Here is a 17,774-nt window from a genome sequence, read left to right on the forward strand (position 1 = left end):
CGCGCTAAATTAGCGATAGCGCATAGTTTTCGATCAATGCTGCAACGGCTGGTGGCGATTGCGCCAAGATCCGACCTTTGCATTTCAGAGCCTTGGCACGCTGGGCTCCTGGAAATCTCTCCCTGCACAGGCAGGTCTCTGCCCGCCAGCCAGCACCGCCTTGTTCAGCGAGGCGATGAGGTCTTCCACGCGCAGCGGCTTACTGAGGTAATCATCCATCCCTGCATCCAGATATCTCTCGCGATCACCGGCCATTGCGTTGGCGGTCAGGGCGATGATGAACGGCTGACGCGCATGTTGGCTGCCGGACGCGCGGATCAATCTTGTCGCTTCGAGACCGTCCATGTCAGGCATTTCAATATCCATTAGGATAACGCCATGGCTGCCCTGGGTATATGCAGTGACTGCCGACTGCCCGTCGACTGCCAGTTGCGGCTTGTACCCCAGGCGCTCGAGCACCTTGGAGCCAAGTTTCCGGTTGGTGGCATTGTCGTCGACCAGGAGGATGCGAAGCGGAAATTTCTCCGCCATCGTACTGTCGAGTGCCGGCGCCTTCAGCTGATCGGATCGGATGGAGCGTATCGGAGTTCCGGCAAAGATCGACAGCAATGCATTGAGCAACGGTGATGGCTTGATTGGCTTGGAAAGCATGGCCGCAAACTTGATACTTTCCATCTCTTTTTTCTTGTCTTCCGGTATCGGCACCATTGAACTGAGCAGCACCAACGGAACGCTGCCGTTGCCTTCGAGCGCGCGTATTTGCCTGGCCAGTTCGATCCCATCCATGCCGGGCATGTTCATGTCGAGAACGATGACATCGAAAACTTCACCTCCCGCAAGCCGTCGAAGCGCGTCGGCGGGATGTTCGATTGCTGATGCAGCCATGTCCCAAGCCTGTGCCTGCAAGGATACGATGCGCCGATTTGTTGCGTTATCGTCGACGATCAGCAGCCGCTTGCCAGCCAGTTCATCCTTCGTCGGCAGCAGTTGTGTCGCTCTTTGGCTCGAGGCAACCGGAGCGCGGATGGTGAAAAAGAATGTCGTGCCTTTTCCTTCGGCGCTCTCCACCCAAATCTCACCGCCCATCAATTCCACCAGACGCCTGCTGATCGCCAGACCGAGCCCGGTTCCGCCATAGCGTCTCGTCGTGGAAGCATCGACCTGGCTGAATGATTTGAACAGGCGATCCATCCGGTCCTTGGCTATGCCGATACCGGTATCGCGCACCGCGAACTGGAGCGTACACGTTTTGCGCTCGCCCTCGCCCTGCGGACTGGTGCCCGCGGCTCCGGACGGCACCTCCGTCACGGAAAGCACGACCTCTCCCCGCTCGGTGAATTTGACGGCATTGTTGAGCAGGTTGATCAGAACCTGCCTTAGACGGTTATTGTCGGCGACAATAGTTTCCGGCGTGCCGGGCTCAACGACATAGCCGAGGTCCAATCCCTTCTCTGCTGTCCTTGGCGCAATCAAATCGATCGCGCTTTCGAGGCACTCGCGTAATTCGAACTGCCGGGGATCGAGATCAAGCTTGCCCGCCTCGACCTTGGAAAAGTCGAGTATGTCGTTGATGATGGTCAGCAGCGCTTCCGCGCTGTTGTTTATCGTCTCGCCGATTTCCCGCTGCTCGTCGTCAAGTTTGGTAGCCAGCATCAGGTTGGCCATGCCGATAACGCCGTTCATCGGCGTGCGGATTTCATGGCTCATGGTAGCAAGGAACGTGCTCTTGGCTTCGTTGGCAGCCTCCGCCGCCTCCTTTGCCTCTGTCAACGCCGGCGAAAGCTCCTTGAGCTCGGTGAACAGTTGTGCGTTGTGAAGCGCCGCACCCGCATTGGCGGCGATGGTCGAAAGCAGCCGCAGCGAATTTTCGTTGAACATACCCTCTCGTGTCGTACTCTGCACACTGATCACTCCGACATTGCCCTGAGCGGTCTTGATCGGAACACCAAGATACGAAAGTGCATCCTTGCCAACCGGAGTTGCTCCGATTTCCGCGCCGCGTTCCGCGACATCCTGGTTGATGAGCAACGGCTCGCCGGTTTCCAGGATCTTGCTTGTAAGGCCCTCGCCGAGCTTGAGTGTGGTGAAGGCTTCGCCGAACTGATAAGGAAAATGGATCAGCTTTGTGTCCGGATCGAGCAGAGCGACGTAGACTATATCGGCGCTGAAAATCTCCTGCATCTGATCGCCGATCAGCTGGATTGTGTTGCCAAGTTCGGCTTCGCCGATGAGTGCCTGACTGACCTTGCTGATCGCACCCAGTTCAGCGGCTCGGTGCTCCGTTTCCTTTAGAAGCCTCTGGGTCTCATCGAAGAACCGGGCGTTGGCAATCGCGACACCCATATTGGAAGCTATCGTCTGCAACAATCGTACGTGATTCTCATCGAAGGCATTCTTTTCGTAGCTTTGAACACTAACCACTCCGAGCGTTCTCTCGCCCGAATTGATCGGCACGCCAATGTATGAAGAGGTCCTGTCATCTTCGTCCGGGAAATAGGCGCCGCGCGTTTTTCCTTCCTCCAAGGTGCTGAAAACCAGCGGCTTTCCCGTGGAAATAATTTCCGACGTAAGTCCTATCCCCATCGGGAACGGCTCGATGGTTTTGTAACCTCTGTAGTAAGCGTAAGGAACCCGTACTAAACCGGATTGGCTGTCGTGCAACAGAATCTCGCTGACCTCGGTGCCGAAGGCCTCCCTGACCTTATCGCCCACTAGCCGAATAATTGTGTCGACGTTCAGCGACTTCGTCATCGCTTCGCCTACGCTGTTGAGAATGGCAAGTTCCTTGGCCCGATCTTGCGCCACTTTCAGGAGCCGCTGCGTCTCGTCGAAGAGATACGCGTTGGCAATAGCAATGCCCATGCTAGACGACAGCCCTTGCAGCAGGCGCATATGATCTTCGTTGAAGGCGTTTTTTCTGTAGCTCTGCACACTAACCACGCCCAGCGTTCTGTCACCGGCAATAATAGGCACACCGAGATAAGTTTCAGTCTCGTCCTCTTCCTTGGGCATTAGGGCGCCCAACCCGATGGCTTCATCGAAGGTCCCCAGGAGTAGTGGCTTACCCGACAATATAACTCTCGAGGTAAGTCCTTCGCCCATCGCAAAAGGTTCAGGATACTGGTAATTGCCGTCGAATGCATAGGAGACGTTGATCAGATTGGACGTCTCGTCGTGCAGCAGGATTTCCGTCAAATCCGCGCCGAACATCTCGCGAACCTTGTCGCCAACGATACGGGTCACTGTTTCGACATTCAGCGTCTTGGCAGTCGCTTCGCCGACGCTGTTGAGGATGGCCAATTCCTTGGTGCGTTCCTCGGTGAATTGAATCAATCGCTTGTTTTCGGCGGAAAGACGGTCAAGTTCGATTGCCGCAGCTGCCTCGGCCTTTTCCAGCTCTGCAATACGCCGGTTTGCGGATTCAAGGCAGCTGGAAAGGTCGTTTTCGACTGAGCCCTGCATGTCGGCTTCTCCCAAAAGGGACATTCCGCCAAGTTCGAGCGGAACGCTTCCCTCAACCCATCGTATATTAGCAAGCAATGTTACATGCCAGATCCCCGATTGACAGTACCTGCGAAGCTTGGCCTGAGGGGACAAGCTAGACTCCCGATGCAGACTACATGTCTGCTTTCAGCGGGTGGCAAGATTGCCTTCAGCGGCCGACATGAGGCGCAAAGCTGCCAATGGCTCACGGCAGGTGCCAAAGCCCAATTGTCACTTCAAGGTTTAGGCCCGACGCTACCATGTCACAAATGGTCGGCAACGAGCCAGACGTTACCCATTGCGGTGCTGCCCGCGTTACGTCGCGGCAGGGTATACGCCCTGGTGACGTAACGCGGGCAGTGCCGGTCTGCGTAACATTTAGGTCGACATCGCACCATTGGGACAATGTTGGGCTGGCCTAAACCTCAAAGTGACATCAACGCTTCGACAGGTTCGAGCAGCGCCAACGCCTAGCCTAGTCGCAGGACCGCCAAGTTTTTCCGATGGCTCTTGCGGAGTTTTGGGAGACCATATCAACTAAGCGACGTTATCAACTAAGCGACGTTTTGCCGGAGTGCGGTTGTGGCTGAAGAAACCATCGTTTCTGCCGACCCACTTTATCTGAGTGCCCTTGCCTGCCTCGGGGCAAGCGCCCCGGCAGGTCTGAAGACCGAAGTTCCTCATAACAGTATCGCCGTCCTGCCTTTCGTGAACATCAGTGGCGAGCCCGCGGAGGACCAATTCACCGACGGCCTAACCGAAGACATCATAACCGACCTTTCAAACGTCTCGGGCTTTCTCGTCATCGCACGAATTCAACGTTCGCCTACAAAGGCAAATCCGCTGATGTTCGTGAGATCGCCCGCGACCTAGGTGTCAAATACATACTTGAAGGTAGCGCCCGGCGACCCGACAAACGCCTTCGGATCAATGTGCAGCTTATCGACGGTGCAGACAAAGGCACCCCTGAGGGAGTCGAACCGGCCCGATTGGCCAGCAAATGATCGGTGCTTGGTGACGACTCATAAGCAGGCCCTCGATTCTATCTTTAGAGTATGCTAAATTAGCGTAAATTCTAAGGGAGGTTTTACCGATGCGCAAATTTCAAATTTTCCTCGCAGCTGGCGTCGTTGCTAGTCTGACTAGCGGGCCGGTATTGGCTGGCAAATTACCGAAAGACGCAGTCCCCCTATCGGCAGACGAGGTCAAGGCTATATACTCCGGTAAGACAGGGCTCTATGGAACCTCGACGGAATATTATGCGCCGGACGGAACGACGAGAGGGTTCGTCGGAAAGTCAAAAATTACGACTACTTTTAAGGGAACCTGGAGCGTAAACGGAAACGAGATCTGTGCAAAAAATAAGCCAAAAGGGGAAAGCAAGATCTATACGGACTGCAATAAATACTGGCACTCTGGGAAGAAGATTTTTGACCTTTGGGCAACCCACTACGACGGTTCCACACCTGATATGAAGAACGGCTATGCGACGGACACCGCAAAGAAACTCAAAAGCGGCGATTTGGTATCGGCCAAATATGCTGCGGCTGGCGGAGAATAGCGAAAACAGAATCTCTAGCTAATCGTTAGCCCAATCCAGCTTGACATCGACTATTTACAGCAAGGTAGCGTCGAGCCTCAAAACCTTGAGGTGACAGGCTATGGCTCGCATTGGTTACGCTCAGCACTGCTGACCAAGACCTCGAAACGCAGCTCTCCAAGTTGAAAGCCGAGGGCTGCGAGGTCGTTCGGTCAGAGAAGGTGTGGGGCGGCAGCCGCGACGGGCCGTCACACATTTGCCAGCCGGATGTCGAAGGCCTATGCTGTCGAAATCGGCCGCCAGTGTTTCCGGATGCCGCCGACAGTAAGAGGTTCGTGCTCTTGCCCGTTAGGGAGGAGAGCCATGCCTCAGTCCATCCTTCGCAATCACGTTTTGAAAACCCTCGCTCCAGAGGACTTTTCGCTTTTGCAACCTTCGATGCATCGTGTCGAACTCCCCATCAAAGCTTGGCTGGAGGAGCCCTATCGACCGATAGGGCACGTGTATTTTCCAGAGATGGGTATTGCATCGGTGGTCGCCACCATGGCCGGAGGACGGCAGAGCGAAGTCGGCATCATCGGCCATGACGGTATGACTGGAGTTGCGGTCATTCTCGGGCAAGACAGATCTCCCAACGAAACCTATATCCAAGTGGCCAGCAACGGCTGGTGTCTGCCGGTTGAAACTCTTCGTGCTGCTATTGCAGAAAGCCAGAGCCTTCGTGAGGCGCTGCTTCGCTACGCCCACGCATTCCTGCTGCAATCATCCCGAACGGCGCTGGTCAACGGCCATTCGAAAATCGAGGAAAGGCTGGCCCGGTGGTTGCTGATGGTCCACGACCGGACTGAGGGAAAAATCCACCTGACGCATGAATTTCTGGCGACCATGCTTGGCGCTCGGCGACCCGGCGTTACCTCCGCCCTCCAAATGCTTGAATACCGGGGATTGATCCACGCCAAGCGCGGTGAGATTACAATTGTTGACCGGGCCGGAATGATAAAACTCACCCACGGAGCCTATGGCGAGGAGGAGCAACGTCATTTCGGCATAACATCCGACTGATTGTCCGGAAACAGACAGAGCCTTGAAAGCTGTCGCCTGTTGCCCGTAAATCGTTTTGGTTTGGGTTTCAGGGAGGCTTTCTTGATGACCAACACGTTTCACGCCATCACGGTCGAAGGAGCGGCCGAGGCCTATGTCCTTTCCAGAGGCAAGGCGCGTTTCCTTTCCATCGCACAGGCCATGCGCGCAATCCGAACGCTCATGCCCGCGTGCAAGGCCACCGATCGTGAATTGGAAGAAATGCTGGCCGCAGCATGTATCGTCCAGGGTGTCCCCGTCGCTTTCGAAGTTGCAACGGCCGACAGCTCCGAAACGAAATCCTCCTCATAGGAACCCGCGATGCCTGCGCTCGCGCCGATGCCTGTTTTGTCGGACTATCGCTTGGCGATAGTGCGCTACCTGATTGACAACGTAGACCACCCAAGCGTCTCGATATCCGAGGTCATCCGCGCCGTGCGGGAGTTGTTTCCGCTTTGTGACCTGACGAATTGGGAACTTGGCGATTACATTGCACGAAGCGCAATCGATGCGGGATTTGTCGTCGAATTCGACGCGGAAGTTCCCTGAACGGATCGAGTTAACTGGAGACCTTCGTGGAACGCTAATGTTCCCATTGCGCGCCACGGCTGTTTGAAGGACCAGAAACTCAAAAGCTTCCTAAGGCGGTGGTTCCGGAGGCTGCAGCTTGTCCTTGATGGCTTTCGCCTCTCGAAGCAGCGAGGACCAATTTGCGCCGAGCAGCGAGATCAACTCCAGCGCCTGCTCCTCGGTTATGCCGGTCTCTTCCAGCAACCTTTGCACAAGGCTTCGATCCGATTCCTGCGCCACAAGACCACTCCCTAAGGTCCACCCCAACCTTATCATTTGATATTGGTTCCACGGTATCCCATTGATTTTTAACGAGATGGCTTTCCTATTTTTGCCCATCCCGGCACGTCCACCATGGGCTGGCGGACTGCTGAAGCGCCGCGCACCCGGATTGAAATCACCTCGGTTGGCGCCTCGATCCAGCTTGACATCGACTATTTGCGCCGGGGTAGCGTCGGGCCTAAACCTTGGTCGTTCGGTCTGAAAAGGTGTCGGGCGGCAGCCGCGACGGTCGCGCCGAACTGGCAACGGTTTTAGACTTCCTCCGTCCCGGTGATGAACTGGTGGTGACACGCCTCGACCGGCTCGGCCGCGACACCCGCGACGTGCTCAACCTGATCCACGAATGTGAACAGAAGAGTGCCTTTGTGACCGTGCTCGACCCGCATGTTTTCGACGCGGGGCGAGATGGGCCACATCGTTCTGACGGTGCTTGGCATGGTGGCTCAAATGGAGCGGCGTTTTATTAAGGAAAGGCAGCGCGAAGGCATTCAGCAAGCGAAGCGCGACGGGGTCTAGACGGGGTCTATAAGGGTGGTAAGCAGCGGCTTGACAGACAGTGGGTGATGGCGCTCCGGGCTGACGGCCTCGGCCCGGCTGGAATCGCGAACGTTGTGGGCTGCTCTAGGATGCAGGTTTATCGAATTCTCAATGAACACGCGGCGGATCGGCAGAACGGCAGGGAGTAACGGTCAACCGGTTACGAAGGCGCAAGCCGTGGAGCGTTGATGAAAGTCTTGTCTGCCACCGCGCTTAAATCACCCTTCTTCGGGCACGGTCATTCATCTCGCCGGATTACATGCCGTTCCCATTGGACTCCGTTCAGGCGGCGATGGACTTGCGCTCATGGAGCGGGCCGAGCAGGTGGAAAGAGGAGTTGCCCGTGACCGTCGAACCGCCCTATGGTTCAAGGCGGTGGGGGTGGGCTCCGATGGCGCCAAGGTTCATAGCGAAACAGCTTTCTTGGCCGACCGGAATCGGCGGCTGGCTCGTTCGAGCCGAAATGAATCGCGGCAATGCCCGGCTGAACAGCTACGCTCTCGATCAATTACAGCTGGTTCCGGAAGATCGTGCCGTAGAGGTCGGATTCGGCGGCGGGGCGGCACTGCCACGACTTCTCCGGGGCGCAGCATTCGCCTGCGGAGTTGATCGCTCACAGGATGTCGTGGACGTCGCCGCCCGCCGGCTCGCCAATGCAGTACGCGCCGGGCGAGCTGAGTTTCGCGTCGGGACGGTCGAAAACCTACCGTTGCCGGATGCCACATTCGACAAGGCTCTCAGCGTCCACACAGTGTACTTCTGGCAAAGCCTTGGTGCTGGATCCGCGGAGCTCGCACGCGTTCTCAAGTCTGGCGGGCGAGTCGTGCTGGGCTTCCTTCCGAAGGCGCATATGGACCGAATGAACATGCCCGCCGACATCTTCCCCCCGCGCGAGCCGGACGAGGTCATTGCTGTCTTGCAAGATGCCAGATTCAGCGACATCGAGATGCGCAGACCTGGCCCGGAAACCGCGTGGCTCGTTGCGACAGGTGTGCGAAGATGAGTGAGCACACGCAGAGCACGGTCGAAAGCATGTAGTTGAACTACTCAGCGAGTGGGCAATAGAGCTGACAATTTCGCCCGCAAGTGCGGCCTGACGAAGCGGTCGGCTGCTCAGGAACGCAGGTCTACCGCATTCTCCAAACGAACGGCCTGCCGGGCGGCAACTAAATTCTGCGTGAATTTGCGTTTGCGTCCTACAGTCGCCGGATTGAGACGCTCGAGCGCAAGAAGAGCAATGGTGACGCCGGGCCGCCTGCGCCGGGCATTACGGAAACGAGTTCCTCGAAATTGAGCTCCGCTCATTGCGTGCGTAGCGGAACCATTCCCACCCCGAAAGCTTCCTGAGTATGGATGATCTGGCTAATGATCTCAGCTGACAACTTGAAAGGGCAAGCTGCGCTTGTGGGCAACGTCAGGCGCCAGCTAGGCTCCAGGGCGACGAGGCGCTTCGCGCAGTCGTTGCCGAGCTTGCGGATCCATCCTGACATCCCGGATCATTTCAAAAGACTACTCAAGCAACTTGAGCATGAAGAAAAACGGCTTAAGTGAACATTGCTCAGCTCATGATCCTCTTCCCGAAACCAAATAAGGCGCGGACGTATGGTCGCCATTTGGTTGAACGACATGTTGAACGACATAGTGACTTCGGGATCGTAGCTGGTTTGCCGCTTGCCTAGTGACGGGCGCGATCCATGTAGCGGGCCCTTGGCCCCAATCTTGCGCGGATTGTTACGGCTGCACTGGCTTTTCTTAGCGAAGCCGCTAAGAGTGGATTATTCGTCAGGAGACATTGCATGCCAAGAGAGATTGGGAACACCCGGGGCCAATTGATCGAACTGACCGCGGACATTGTGTCGGCCTATGTCAGCAATAACCCGGTGCCGGTTGCGTCTCTTTCGGAGTTGATCGCAAGTGTAAATTCATCGCTCGCGAAGGTCGGACAACCGGTCGAACCCGAGAAGCCAATTTATGCTCCAGCGGTGAACCCGAAGCGGTCGGTATTTCCCGACTACATCATTTGCCTTGAGGACGGAAAGAGGTTCAAATCCTTGAAGCGCCACCTCGGCGTGCACTACGGCCTGACGCCTGATGAGTATCGGGAGAAATGGAGCTTGGCGCGCGACTATCCTATGGTGGCACCCAACTACGCTGCGCAGCGCTCTGCTCTGGCAAAGTCAAGCGGGCTCGGTCGAAAGGTAGGCACCAAGCCGACGAAAAAAATTTCAGCCAAGCGCCGGACGAAATGAAGGCACTCTCCGTCGCACTACTTCAGTTGGTAGGTGGCTCCCTCATAGCTGCCGCTTTCCTTCAATGGGTCACATATGAGTACCCCGACATTAATCCATTGGCACCGGCCGCGATCTTCGCACCCGGGATGCTATCGCAGCCGTTCAATTGGATACTCGTCTGCCTCCTCGGCACCACCGGCGTAGTTCTGATCGGCTTTGCTCGCAGCTGGCGGCAGAGGCAATACACGTAGCCGCTCATCGTTCATCCCGCCAACTACGTCTTGCCAATCGGATTTCCTTTAGGCGAAGGCAGCGGATTGTGAGAGACTCCTAGCCGGGCTTCCGGCGTTAGCGTGATCCTTGCGGACTATCGAGGACGTCGCCGGATTCGAAATCGGCAATTCGCATCATCCCAGCGGGATGCCCTCGCCCTTGGCCGCAGCCCTAGGTTCTTGGAATACGCCATGCCTAGAAATGAAATCTTCAGGATAGTTTGACAGGCTCGCGCCTTGCGGAACCCTGGAAGGGGTTCGAATGGATGATCAGGAGAAAGCGTAAGGCCTATCTGTGTCAGACCTCATGCACCTCGATGTGCAGGATGACCCTGCCTTAACCGCCGAAGTTGACCGACTGCTGGCGCGCCGAACGCGCGATATCCGCCTCAAAGGTGAAATCAAGCGTCTGTTTCGCGCACGAGTCTGGGCGCAAACGGCGAAGATCATCCGAGCCTGGATGATTTGGGTGGCCTTGTTGGATGTGCTGACGCTGGCGCTCAACACGCTGATGCTCCCAAGCGCAATCGCGCAGTCCATGCTCCTGCCTGGAGCCATCATCCCGCCTGTCGTCATCGCAGTAGTTCTCGCATGGCGAAAACCGCGCCCCTCCTGGCTCGAAGCGACTTCGCTGATTGTAGGTATGTTCCTGATCCTATTATCGGTTGCCTTGGTCGGCGTAAGCGCTGGCGGCGAGTTCTATGAACGGCAATTGAACGTCATGCTGTTCGTGGCCATTACCGCCATCATCATCTTCGGTATCCCGCTGGCCTGGACGGTCACCATTGCCGCGGAGGCGCTCGGATTGTATCTCGTGTTTCAGCTGCAGAACCCGGCCATCGAGCACGGGAGCGCCGTCGCTGGAACGCTGTTCTTCGCCAGCGGTATCTTCGCGACCGTCGCAGCACGGCGCATCATGACAATTCTCGCTCAGAAGACTTTCCTGTTTGAGCTGCGCGACCGGCGCAGGGTCGCTGAATTGGCTAAAGCGAACGATCGGCTGGAACTGCTGGCGAAGACCGATCCGCTCACGGGCATCGCCAACCGGCGCTGGATGACTGAAACACTCGACCAGCTGTGGGGAAATGACAAGCGTTGCCTCGACGGTGCCGCAATGCTGATGTGCGACATTGATCACTTCAAGAAGCTAAACGATCATCTGGGCCATGCCGAGGGCGATCGCTGTCTGGTGACGGTCGCCAGAATTATCCAGGAAAACATCAGGCGCGATCGCGATCACTTGGCGCGCTACGGTGGCGAAGAGTTCCTCGTGCTCCTGCCTGGAGTGACAGAGGAAGAGGCTGTCTCTGTGGCTGAGCGGATTCGTAAGTGCATTGAGGCCGCCGCTTTGCGTAACCCCGGATCCCGCGTCTCGCGCAGCGTCACCCTCAGCATTGGAGTTGCAGTTCAGACTGCTGACGAGGCCATTTCACCGGAGCAGTTACAGGGTAAAGCCGACGCCGCACTCTATCTGGCCAAGCAAACGGGCCGGAACCGGGTGCTGCTCCACAGACCGGACCCGGCGGGGCGCAAACATATTCACTCGACGCGGTGATGCCTCGAGGATCGATCGGCGCCTTGAACGCGCTTGGAGGAACCTGCGTTGCCAAACAAGGAACATCGGCAGCGTGTTCTCAAGGGCGCGACGATCATCACCCGCATTACGAACTCGGACACCACGTGCACGATTCGCAATCAACAAGCGACTGGAGCAGAATTGAAAGTGCCGGTTGAAACTAGGGTCCCGGCAGAATTTCTACTCTACGTCCCCGTCGATGGGATCGCTTACCGGTGCGTTATGCGCGGGCGGAAGAACGACAGGATAGGCGTTCAATTTACCGGCACCGAAACCAAGCCGAAGCTTCACTATTGCTGACGGATTGGCAATATTTCGCTTGGCATCTGACCGGATATTCGAAATGAACAAAGCCATCGTATGGGTATGTGGGGTCGGGGTGGCGTTTGATCCTTTTGTATGTCCTCCAGCACAATGGGCTGATCAGATTCTAAGTCGCGCCGGTCACGGTCAGTAGCTGGCCGCTGCCAGATCCAAAAGGAACATTGGCGAGCGAATCTCGTTGGTGAACGCGGCGCATAGGTAGGACTGGAACATTACTTGGCGCGCCGCCGTTGGGGATGACCTGACCAGCCCGCCCGAGATCGTTGTTCGGGCGGGCCAGCGTTTCACTTCGTCCCTGCCCCAAAAACCAGCGAGGTGCTCCTTGAACAAAACGGCATCACGGCAGGTTGGCGCTCCGGGCCAGCCGCTAGAGCAATAGAGCTTGAGCGAGGTCGAAGGGCGCGCACGGGAGGACGACCTCGAGATGCTGGTCAACAACGCCGGATTCCAGACCTATATGCCCTTCGTCGAGCTGGATCCGGCTGTCGGCGAGGCTGAAATCTCGGTTCAGGTGACAGCCGTCATGCGCCTCAGCCGGGCGGTCCTGCCGGCGATGTTTGGGCGCCGGTCGGGCGCGATCATCAACGTATCCTCAATGCTGGCATTTAGTGCTGGGCTGGACAGCGCGTTTCTGCCCAAACGGGCCGTCTATGCGGCGACGAAGGCGTTCGTCAACTCCTTCAGCGAGACCCTTGCGAGCGAACTCGCCGGGACCGAAGTGAAGGTGCAAGCCCTGGTCCCGGGCGTCGTCCGCACCGAATTTCATGACGTCGATGGCAAGCCAATCCTGCGACCTAACGTGCCGATCATGGAGCCGGAGGCCGTCGTTCAGGCTTCTCTGGCCGGCCTTGAGCTCGATGAGGTCGTCTGCGTTCCGGCATTGGACGAGCGTGGCCTGCTGGACGATGAACTGGAGGCTCGAAGGACCCTCTTCGGCAACGGACGCGGCAGCGAGCTTTCGCCCGGCTACCGAAAGGGCGGCTGAAACACCTTGCGGCGCAGCGACTCGAAAGCCCATGCTCTCCCGGTCTGATGTTCGGGAGCGCCGTAGAGGTCGGCGACGTACCCAACGCTGCGTCGGGATGGGTCGCGCATCGATCACACTGGGAAGCCGGGAAGGCGCACGCTCTAGGCGAACTGGAGTCAGAGGGCCGGCCAAGTGACAGTGAGCACGTCCGCGCGGTGGTGTCGTGCTTGCCGACAGCGCTGTCGGGAGCAAATGGGTGCTCGACGCCGAGATGGTGCCGTGACTGGCGGCAGCGGCTGCTGCTCGATGAACTGATCTAACGCGAGAGCTGGGGGAGACCTTGGGCGGGGCTTTCCTGCTTAGTTGATCTCCGTCGAACATTATTGGCGAAATTGAAGTCTCCGCGATCGCGACCCTGCCAGCCAAGCCTGCAGCGTCGCTTTCGATGACCGGCGACGTCGCGTTGAATGACAGGATTGAGGCGCGAAGCTGGCGGACAGCCTTGGGCCGAAGAACGACCCGCTTGCAACCTCGGCGCGGGGTCCCGATGATGTGTGCTTTGGGATGTAGACGGATGCCACCCTGGAAATTGTCCGCCTATCTCGAAGAGGCGCGAAATCACTCGCCTGACCACAGTGCAACCTGAGTCCCTGCCAGGCCAACAAAATTTATTTTCTGCATCAATGTTGTTGACGGAGTGAGACACCGCCAACACGAGTCCTTCGGCGTTCAAAGGATCACTATTGCGGCGTCTCGGCAGGCTATTGTGGCCCTCTCGTCGATGCCCCAGCCTCGTATGCATGAATGGGGCATGCGGGCAGACAGGCGAGGATGGAGCGGCGGCTTTTTAGGCCGCCTTCGCCGCCGCGGGCGTTACCCGCAGCGCCCGCCTTGCCGACGAGCGCGAGCAGAAGCGTCGTCGGAAAGCACGCCAGCGCAGGGAGATGCCGAAGGGCCTGACCGAGGCAGCTCAGCGGACATGGCGGCTCAAGGAATTGCGATCGGCGTCGGCCCACAGACGCGTGGCGACACCGTGTTTCACGCCGTGCTGCCGTTGGCACTCCTGACCGGCATGCTCGCCGCCTGGAAGCTACGGCGACGTTGAGATGCGGATCATAGTGCGCTCTGCGATGAAAAGGGCGAACTGGTAGCCTCGCACCTTCTGATCCTCAGTACACCGAGATGACAGCGCAAGCCATGGAGCATCCCCTTCTCCCGCCGGGTGGTGGCGTTTCGTTCGCTCCTCCGATGGCGCGGGCATTCGGTCTGGGACGCTCTGCGTCGATTGCCACCGCAAGAGCAGCGTCAGCCGGCGGCCATCTCGTCTTTGCCTCGTTGCGAGATCCCGAAGGGGAGATGTCGGGGGCACGGTCGGTTTGTAAAGTCGGCGTCGCGGCGGTCGGCGTTGAATTCGAGGCCGTGTCACAGGACGTCGTGCGAATTTTCGTCGAAGCGGTGCAGCGTGTGCATTTGCACATGTTCACCTTGCAGCCGGACGGCCATTATCGGGTATCGGTCGAGCCCTGGGACGATCCGCCAGCGCGAGACATCAAGCTTCGTCCACTCTATGACTATGCGCTGCTGCGGTTCGAGGCCTTATGTCGCCGCGCGGGCTTACCGGAGGTCACGACCAAACTTGTCCTGGCAGGCTTCCCCGCTGATCGCATCGCGGGGATACGATCATTGCCCTGGGTCACGCTTTCATATCTGGGCCAGGACTCTCCTCCACACTGGATACCTGTCGCCCAGAGGCAAGCTCTCCTTGAAGCGCTCTCGTTGCTCGATCGGCTTCGACTATTGATTGATCTGCTAGGCGGAGTTCGTCCTCCGGCCTCGCTTGCGGCCGACATGACCCCGTTCATCTTGCGAGCCGCGAATTCGGCGCAACTCACTTGAAGCCTGCTCGGACGGAGAAGCTCCGCTTCGCTCCTTTCGAAACACCTGTTTCTTCGCGCGGTTGCCGCATGTGCCCATATCGCACCAGCGACGAGAACCGTTTTTTGTGCGATCGATAAAGAGCCAATGACAGTCATCAGGCGGACATTGCTTCAGCCGAGGCAGTTCATCGCCACGAAGAAGATCGAGTGCGGACCAGGCGACGGCTCCAACAATCTTGTCGATACCTTGGAATGCAAAGGTTACGGGCGCTCCTGAAATTTCGGATGCCTGAAGCGCTCCGGCCGCGAGATCGCGGATAACATCCAACGCGGATGCGGGAGCGTCCTTGTGATGGGCAATCGCCGACCCTGCTTCAGTGATGGCTGACCGCAAGGCCATTGTGCGGTTCACCAAAGCGCCGCGTTCGTGCGCTGGGATGGCAAAGCGGCTGTCGATCAAACCAGCTTCCTTGGCCCAGGCCACGATATCGTCCACCGTCGTGAGATGGTCTGTCTCGCGGTCTGTTCCGCGCCAACTGATGGTGTTGGCGAGGTCCAGCGCGATGTTCCCGGAAATGCGATGGGGGAAGGACATCGATCCCTATTTCTGGTTCGTCCGCCGGTCTCCCGACGGGTCTTTGTGCGACAGTGCTATGCCGGCCGCCGTCAGCAACAAAACCGTGCCGCCGATTTCGGCAACGCCGATCGTCTCTCCGAAGAGCCACGCCCCCGCTGCGAGCGCGATGATCGGCGAAATAAACGCATAGAGGCCCGCTCTGGCGGTGCCCCACGCCTCCAGAAGCCGCAGATAGAGTGTATAGGCGACAATGGTGCCCAGGACAGACAAGTAGAGCAAGCTGCCGGCCACCGTCCAACTCGCCAAGCTGTTCAAGGCCCTCGGCTGAATCTCACCGGCAGCAAACGAGATCGCCATCAATGCGGCGCCCCCGATGATGGCGTGCAGCATTGTCAATGTCAGCGGTTTCACAGATCCAACGAGCGGCCGCGCGATGACGCTTCCGATGCAATAGCAACAGGTGCCCGCTACGATGGCGGCAAGCCCCATGCCGTTTCCCGCATCCTGCTCGGCCAGACGACTCCAGAAAAGGCCGACGAGACCGGCGCAACCCACGCCAAGCGCGAGCCCGTGACGCCATGTCGGCCGATCCTCGCCAACCAAAACGGCCAGGGCAAACAGCAACACGGGGATCAGCGAGAGATTGACCAGCCCCGACAGACCGGAGGGTACGGTCTGCATTCCCCAGAACAGGAGGCCGTAGGTGCCTGCATTCGTGAGCAGCGCTGACGCGATGATCCGGCCGGATCGCCCCTCCGAAAAAGCAGATCGGAGCTCCCTGATGATGGGCAGAAGGATGAACGTGGTGAGCATGTAGCGCAATCCTGCCAGGAGGATCGGCGGGGCGCCGGCATCAAGCCCGAACTTGATAGCTGCCCACGTCAGTCCCCAGATCAGCGCCATGAGGCCGAAGAGGATGAGATTGTGCACGCCGCTTCACCGTCAGCGCAGGTTCTGATCATCGATGAGGATGCGGTGAATTTCGATACGCTCGGGCAACTCGATCAGCAGTTCGGTATCGCGGTCGAGATGATGCACCTTGGTTGGCTCGCCTTTGGTGAACGCAGTCATCGCATCGATGTTCGGCCAATATGAAATGGTCGTGAACCACGTCTCCTGGTCCCGGTCCTCACGGAAGAGCTGAACGCCGAGCGCGACTTTCTGAAGCGGTGGAATTCCTTCGGCCCGCATATAGGGCTCGTAGATATCCGCGATGTCTCGACGGGTGCGGCCGCGCCAGATGCGCGCGATGGTCGGCTTCGTAGCCATGGCAGTCTCCCTGCAATGAAAGCGTCGGTCGGCTCGACGCGGTTGGCGATCAGCGAAGCGTGCGCTGGAGAAAATCGCGGATCAGTGGCAGTACCTGCTCGAAATGCGTTTCCAGCAGCCAATGTCCGGCATCCTCGATGAGGTGCAGTTCCGCATTCGGCAGGTCGCGTTGGTAGGCGCGAGCCGACTCCTCGGGCATGTAGCCGTCCTGCGGCCCCCATACGACCAGAGCCGACGGTTGGCGCTCGCGCAGGAAAGATTGGTAGCGCGGGAACCATTCAAGGTTCTGTTCGAGCTTTTCCATCAACCCGACCGACACAGCCCGACGCACTGGCGTGTCCATCAACGGCCAATGCAGCTTCCAGAGATCAGGCGGCACCCGGCTGGCTACCTCGTCCGAAACTTCGCCGATGAACTCCTTGCGGAATCCCTGTTCGCTCACGGCCTCTTCGAGCGGACGATGTTTCTCATCCGACTTGTCAGCCCACCATGCCTTGATTGCCTTGTATTTCGGACCGAGTACATCCTCGTAGATGTCGCCATTCTGGATGATGAGTGCCATGGTCTTCTCGGGCCGCGCGATAGCGTGTCTGAGTCCGATCTGAGAGCCGTAGTCATGGAGCCAAAGCCCATAGCGTTCCACACCGAACGCATCGGCGATATCGGCGAGCACTTCGGCATAGGCGTCGAAGTCGTAGCCGAACTCAGTAGGGTCCGGCGTGTCACTGTAGCCGAAGCCCGGCCAGTCGAAGGCGATCGTATGCCAGCGATCAGCCAAAGCCGGCATCAGCCGCCGAAACTGGAAGGACGAGCACGGATAGCCGTGCGGCAGGAGCAAAACCGGAGCATCCTCCGGACCCGCCTCGCGCAAGAACAAGTTGCGTCCGCCGATCTCGGCGTATCGATGAACTGTGGAATGCTGCTGCACGACACCGTCCTCTCGAACTGGAATGGTCTAAACGCATATAGGCGGTTCCAGTTCCGATCTTTGGTGACGTTCTCGAGGCGGACGTCGCTTCTCAGATCGCGCGTGACACGAACCTCCGCGTCGTCGGGAATGGCGTGTCCCTCAGGGATTGTTTGAGGGTAGTTTGGCGGTCGCCCTTAGGACCGGGTCCTCGATGGCCGCCGCAACCACCTTGCAGGACTGCGAGCCGGCGCCCTCAAAGGCATCGCCGGCCTAGACAGC

General features: G+C 58.2%; 15 protein-coding genes and 3 pseudogenes. 12 read left to right on the top strand and 6 right to left on the bottom strand.

Annotated elements, in window-relative coordinates; translation table 11 throughout:
• Nucleotides 1-84: 84 nt before the first annotated feature.
• Nucleotides 85-3,462, bottom strand: a complete 3,378-nt coding sequence (locus tag FJ957_RS16885; protein ID WP_181180594.1) for a GAF domain-containing protein — start codon at nucleotides 3,460-3,462, stop codon at nucleotides 85-87.
• Between the two features lie 708 nt (nucleotides 3,463-4,170).
• Between FJ957_RS16885 and FJ957_RS16890 the strand changes: the two are divergent.
• The 6 genes and pseudogenes from FJ957_RS16890 to FJ957_RS16915 form a co-directional block, all read left to right on the top strand.
• A pseudogene (locus FJ957_RS16890) lies at nucleotides 4,171-4,430 on the top strand (adenylate cyclase); the annotation flags it as partial.
• A 146-nt stretch (nucleotides 4,431-4,576) separates the two neighbouring features.
• Nucleotides 4,577-5,044: a DUF995 domain-containing protein gene (locus FJ957_RS16895; protein WP_140833196.1), complete on the top strand. Its 468-nt coding sequence runs from the start codon at nucleotides 4,577-4,579 to the stop codon at nucleotides 5,042-5,044.
• Between the two features lie 100 nt (nucleotides 5,045-5,144).
• Nucleotides 5,145-5,280 (top strand): annotated as a pseudogene (locus tag FJ957_RS32265) (recombinase family protein); the annotation flags it as partial.
• A gap of 106 nt (nucleotides 5,281-5,386) precedes the next feature.
• Nucleotides 5,387-6,085, top strand: a complete 699-nt coding sequence (locus FJ957_RS16905; RefSeq protein WP_140833198.1) for a Crp/Fnr family transcriptional regulator — start codon at nucleotides 5,387-5,389, stop codon at nucleotides 6,083-6,085.
• 84 nt (nucleotides 6,086-6,169) lie between these two features.
• Nucleotides 6,170-6,415, top strand: a complete 246-nt coding sequence (locus tag FJ957_RS16910; protein WP_140833200.1) for a hypothetical protein — start codon at nucleotides 6,170-6,172, stop codon at nucleotides 6,413-6,415.
• Nucleotides 6,416-6,424: 9 nt separating this feature from the next.
• Nucleotides 6,425-6,652 carry a hypothetical protein gene (locus FJ957_RS16915; RefSeq protein ID WP_140833202.1) on the top strand — a complete coding sequence of 76 codons (228 nt, stop codon included), beginning with the start codon at nucleotides 6,425-6,427 and terminating at the stop codon, nucleotides 6,650-6,652.
• Between the two features lie 90 nt (nucleotides 6,653-6,742).
• Here FJ957_RS16915 and FJ957_RS31840 read toward each other — a convergent pair whose 3' ends face one another.
• The gene (locus tag FJ957_RS31840) at nucleotides 6,743-6,913 is read right to left on the bottom strand and encodes a hypothetical protein (protein ID WP_181180595.1); all 171 of its coding nucleotides are present in this window, start codon (nucleotides 6,911-6,913) and stop codon (nucleotides 6,743-6,745) included.
• 230 nt (nucleotides 6,914-7,143) lie between these two features.
• Between FJ957_RS31840 and FJ957_RS16920 the strand changes: the two are divergent.
• The 6 genes and pseudogenes from FJ957_RS16920 to FJ957_RS16950 form a co-directional block, all read left to right on the top strand.
• Nucleotides 7,144-7,641 (top strand): annotated as a pseudogene (locus FJ957_RS16920) (recombinase family protein); the annotation flags it as partial.
• A 242-nt stretch (nucleotides 7,642-7,883) separates the two neighbouring features.
• A complete protein-coding gene (locus FJ957_RS16925; protein WP_181180596.1) occupies nucleotides 7,884-8,495 on the top strand; it encodes a class I SAM-dependent methyltransferase in 612 nt (203 codons plus the stop codon).
• Between the two features lie 793 nt (nucleotides 8,496-9,288).
• Complete coding sequence (locus FJ957_RS16935; protein ID WP_140833208.1) at nucleotides 9,289-9,741, top strand: MucR family transcriptional regulator; 453 nt, start codon at nucleotides 9,289-9,291, stop codon at nucleotides 9,739-9,741.
• Between the two features lie 561 nt (nucleotides 9,742-10,302).
• The gene (locus FJ957_RS16940) at nucleotides 10,303-11,550 is read left to right on the top strand and encodes a GGDEF domain-containing protein (protein WP_140833210.1); all 1,248 of its coding nucleotides are present in this window, start codon (nucleotides 10,303-10,305) and stop codon (nucleotides 11,548-11,550) included.
• A 33-nt stretch (nucleotides 11,551-11,583) separates the two neighbouring features.
• Entirely contained in the window at nucleotides 11,584-11,871 is a 288-nt protein-coding gene (locus FJ957_RS32270) for a PilZ domain-containing protein (RefSeq protein ID WP_140833212.1), read from the top strand.
• A gap of 406 nt (nucleotides 11,872-12,277) precedes the next feature.
• On the top strand, nucleotides 12,278-12,880 hold the full coding sequence (locus FJ957_RS16950; RefSeq protein WP_140833214.1) for an SDR family NAD(P)-dependent oxidoreductase: 603 nt from the start codon (nucleotides 12,278-12,280) through the stop codon (nucleotides 12,878-12,880).
• A gap of 1,791 nt (nucleotides 12,881-14,671) precedes the next feature.
• Here the strand turns inward: FJ957_RS16950 and FJ957_RS16955 are convergent.
• The 4 genes from FJ957_RS16955 to FJ957_RS16970 are packed head-to-tail and all read right to left on the bottom strand — an operon-like array spanning nucleotide 14,672 to nucleotide 17,513.
• Nucleotides 14,672-15,334, bottom strand: coding sequence for a CGNR zinc finger domain-containing protein (locus FJ957_RS16955; RefSeq protein WP_140833216.1), 663 nt, complete (start codon nucleotides 15,332-15,334; stop codon nucleotides 14,672-14,674).
• A 6-nt stretch (nucleotides 15,335-15,340) separates the two neighbouring features.
• Nucleotides 15,341-16,246 carry an EamA family transporter gene (locus FJ957_RS16960; protein WP_140833218.1) on the bottom strand — a complete coding sequence of 302 codons (906 nt, stop codon included), beginning with the start codon at nucleotides 16,244-16,246 and terminating at the stop codon, nucleotides 15,341-15,343.
• Between the two features lie 12 nt (nucleotides 16,247-16,258).
• On the bottom strand, nucleotides 16,259-16,585 hold the full coding sequence (locus tag FJ957_RS16965) for a hypothetical protein (RefSeq protein WP_140833220.1): 327 nt from the start codon (nucleotides 16,583-16,585) through the stop codon (nucleotides 16,259-16,261).
• A gap of 49 nt (nucleotides 16,586-16,634) precedes the next feature.
• Nucleotides 16,635-17,513, bottom strand: coding sequence for an alpha/beta hydrolase (locus tag FJ957_RS16970; RefSeq protein WP_181180597.1), 879 nt, complete (start codon nucleotides 17,511-17,513; stop codon nucleotides 16,635-16,637).
• Nucleotides 17,514-17,774 lie beyond the last annotated feature (261 nt).

The organism is Mesorhizobium sp. B2-4-6 (assembly GCF_006442775.1).
Taxonomy (GTDB): domain Bacteria; phylum Pseudomonadota; class Alphaproteobacteria; order Rhizobiales; family Rhizobiaceae; genus Mesorhizobium.

Excerpts from the sequence above, each read along its gene's own strand:
- FJ957_RS16885 (WP_181180594.1), bottom strand. The coding sequence starts at position 3,462 with ATGCAGGGCTCAGTCGAAAACGACCTTTCCAGCTGCCTTGAATCCGCA.
- FJ957_RS16895 (WP_140833196.1), top strand. The coding sequence starts at position 4,577 with ATGCGCAAATTTCAAATTTTCCTCGCAGCTGGCGTCGTTGCTAGTCTG.
- FJ957_RS16905 (WP_140833198.1), top strand. The coding sequence starts at position 5,387 with ATGCCTCAGTCCATCCTTCGCAATCACGTTTTGAAAACCCTCGCTCCA.
- FJ957_RS16910 (WP_140833200.1), top strand. The coding sequence starts at position 6,170 with ATGACCAACACGTTTCACGCCATCACGGTCGAAGGAGCGGCCGAGGCC.
- FJ957_RS16915 (WP_140833202.1), top strand. The coding sequence starts at position 6,425 with ATGCCTGCGCTCGCGCCGATGCCTGTTTTGTCGGACTATCGCTTGGCG.
- FJ957_RS16925 (WP_181180596.1), top strand. The coding sequence starts at position 7,884 with ATGGCGCCAAGGTTCATAGCGAAACAGCTTTCTTGGCCGACCGGAATC.
- FJ957_RS16935 (WP_140833208.1), top strand. The coding sequence starts at position 9,289 with ATGCCAAGAGAGATTGGGAACACCCGGGGCCAATTGATCGAACTGACC.
- FJ957_RS16940 (WP_140833210.1), top strand. The coding sequence starts at position 10,303 with ATGCACCTCGATGTGCAGGATGACCCTGCCTTAACCGCCGAAGTTGAC.
- FJ957_RS16955 (WP_140833216.1), bottom strand. The coding sequence starts at position 15,334 with ATGTCCTTCCCCCATCGCATTTCCGGGAACATCGCGCTGGACCTCGCC.
- FJ957_RS16965 (WP_140833220.1), bottom strand. The coding sequence starts at position 16,585 with ATGGCTACGAAGCCGACCATCGCGCGCATCTGGCGCGGCCGCACCCGT.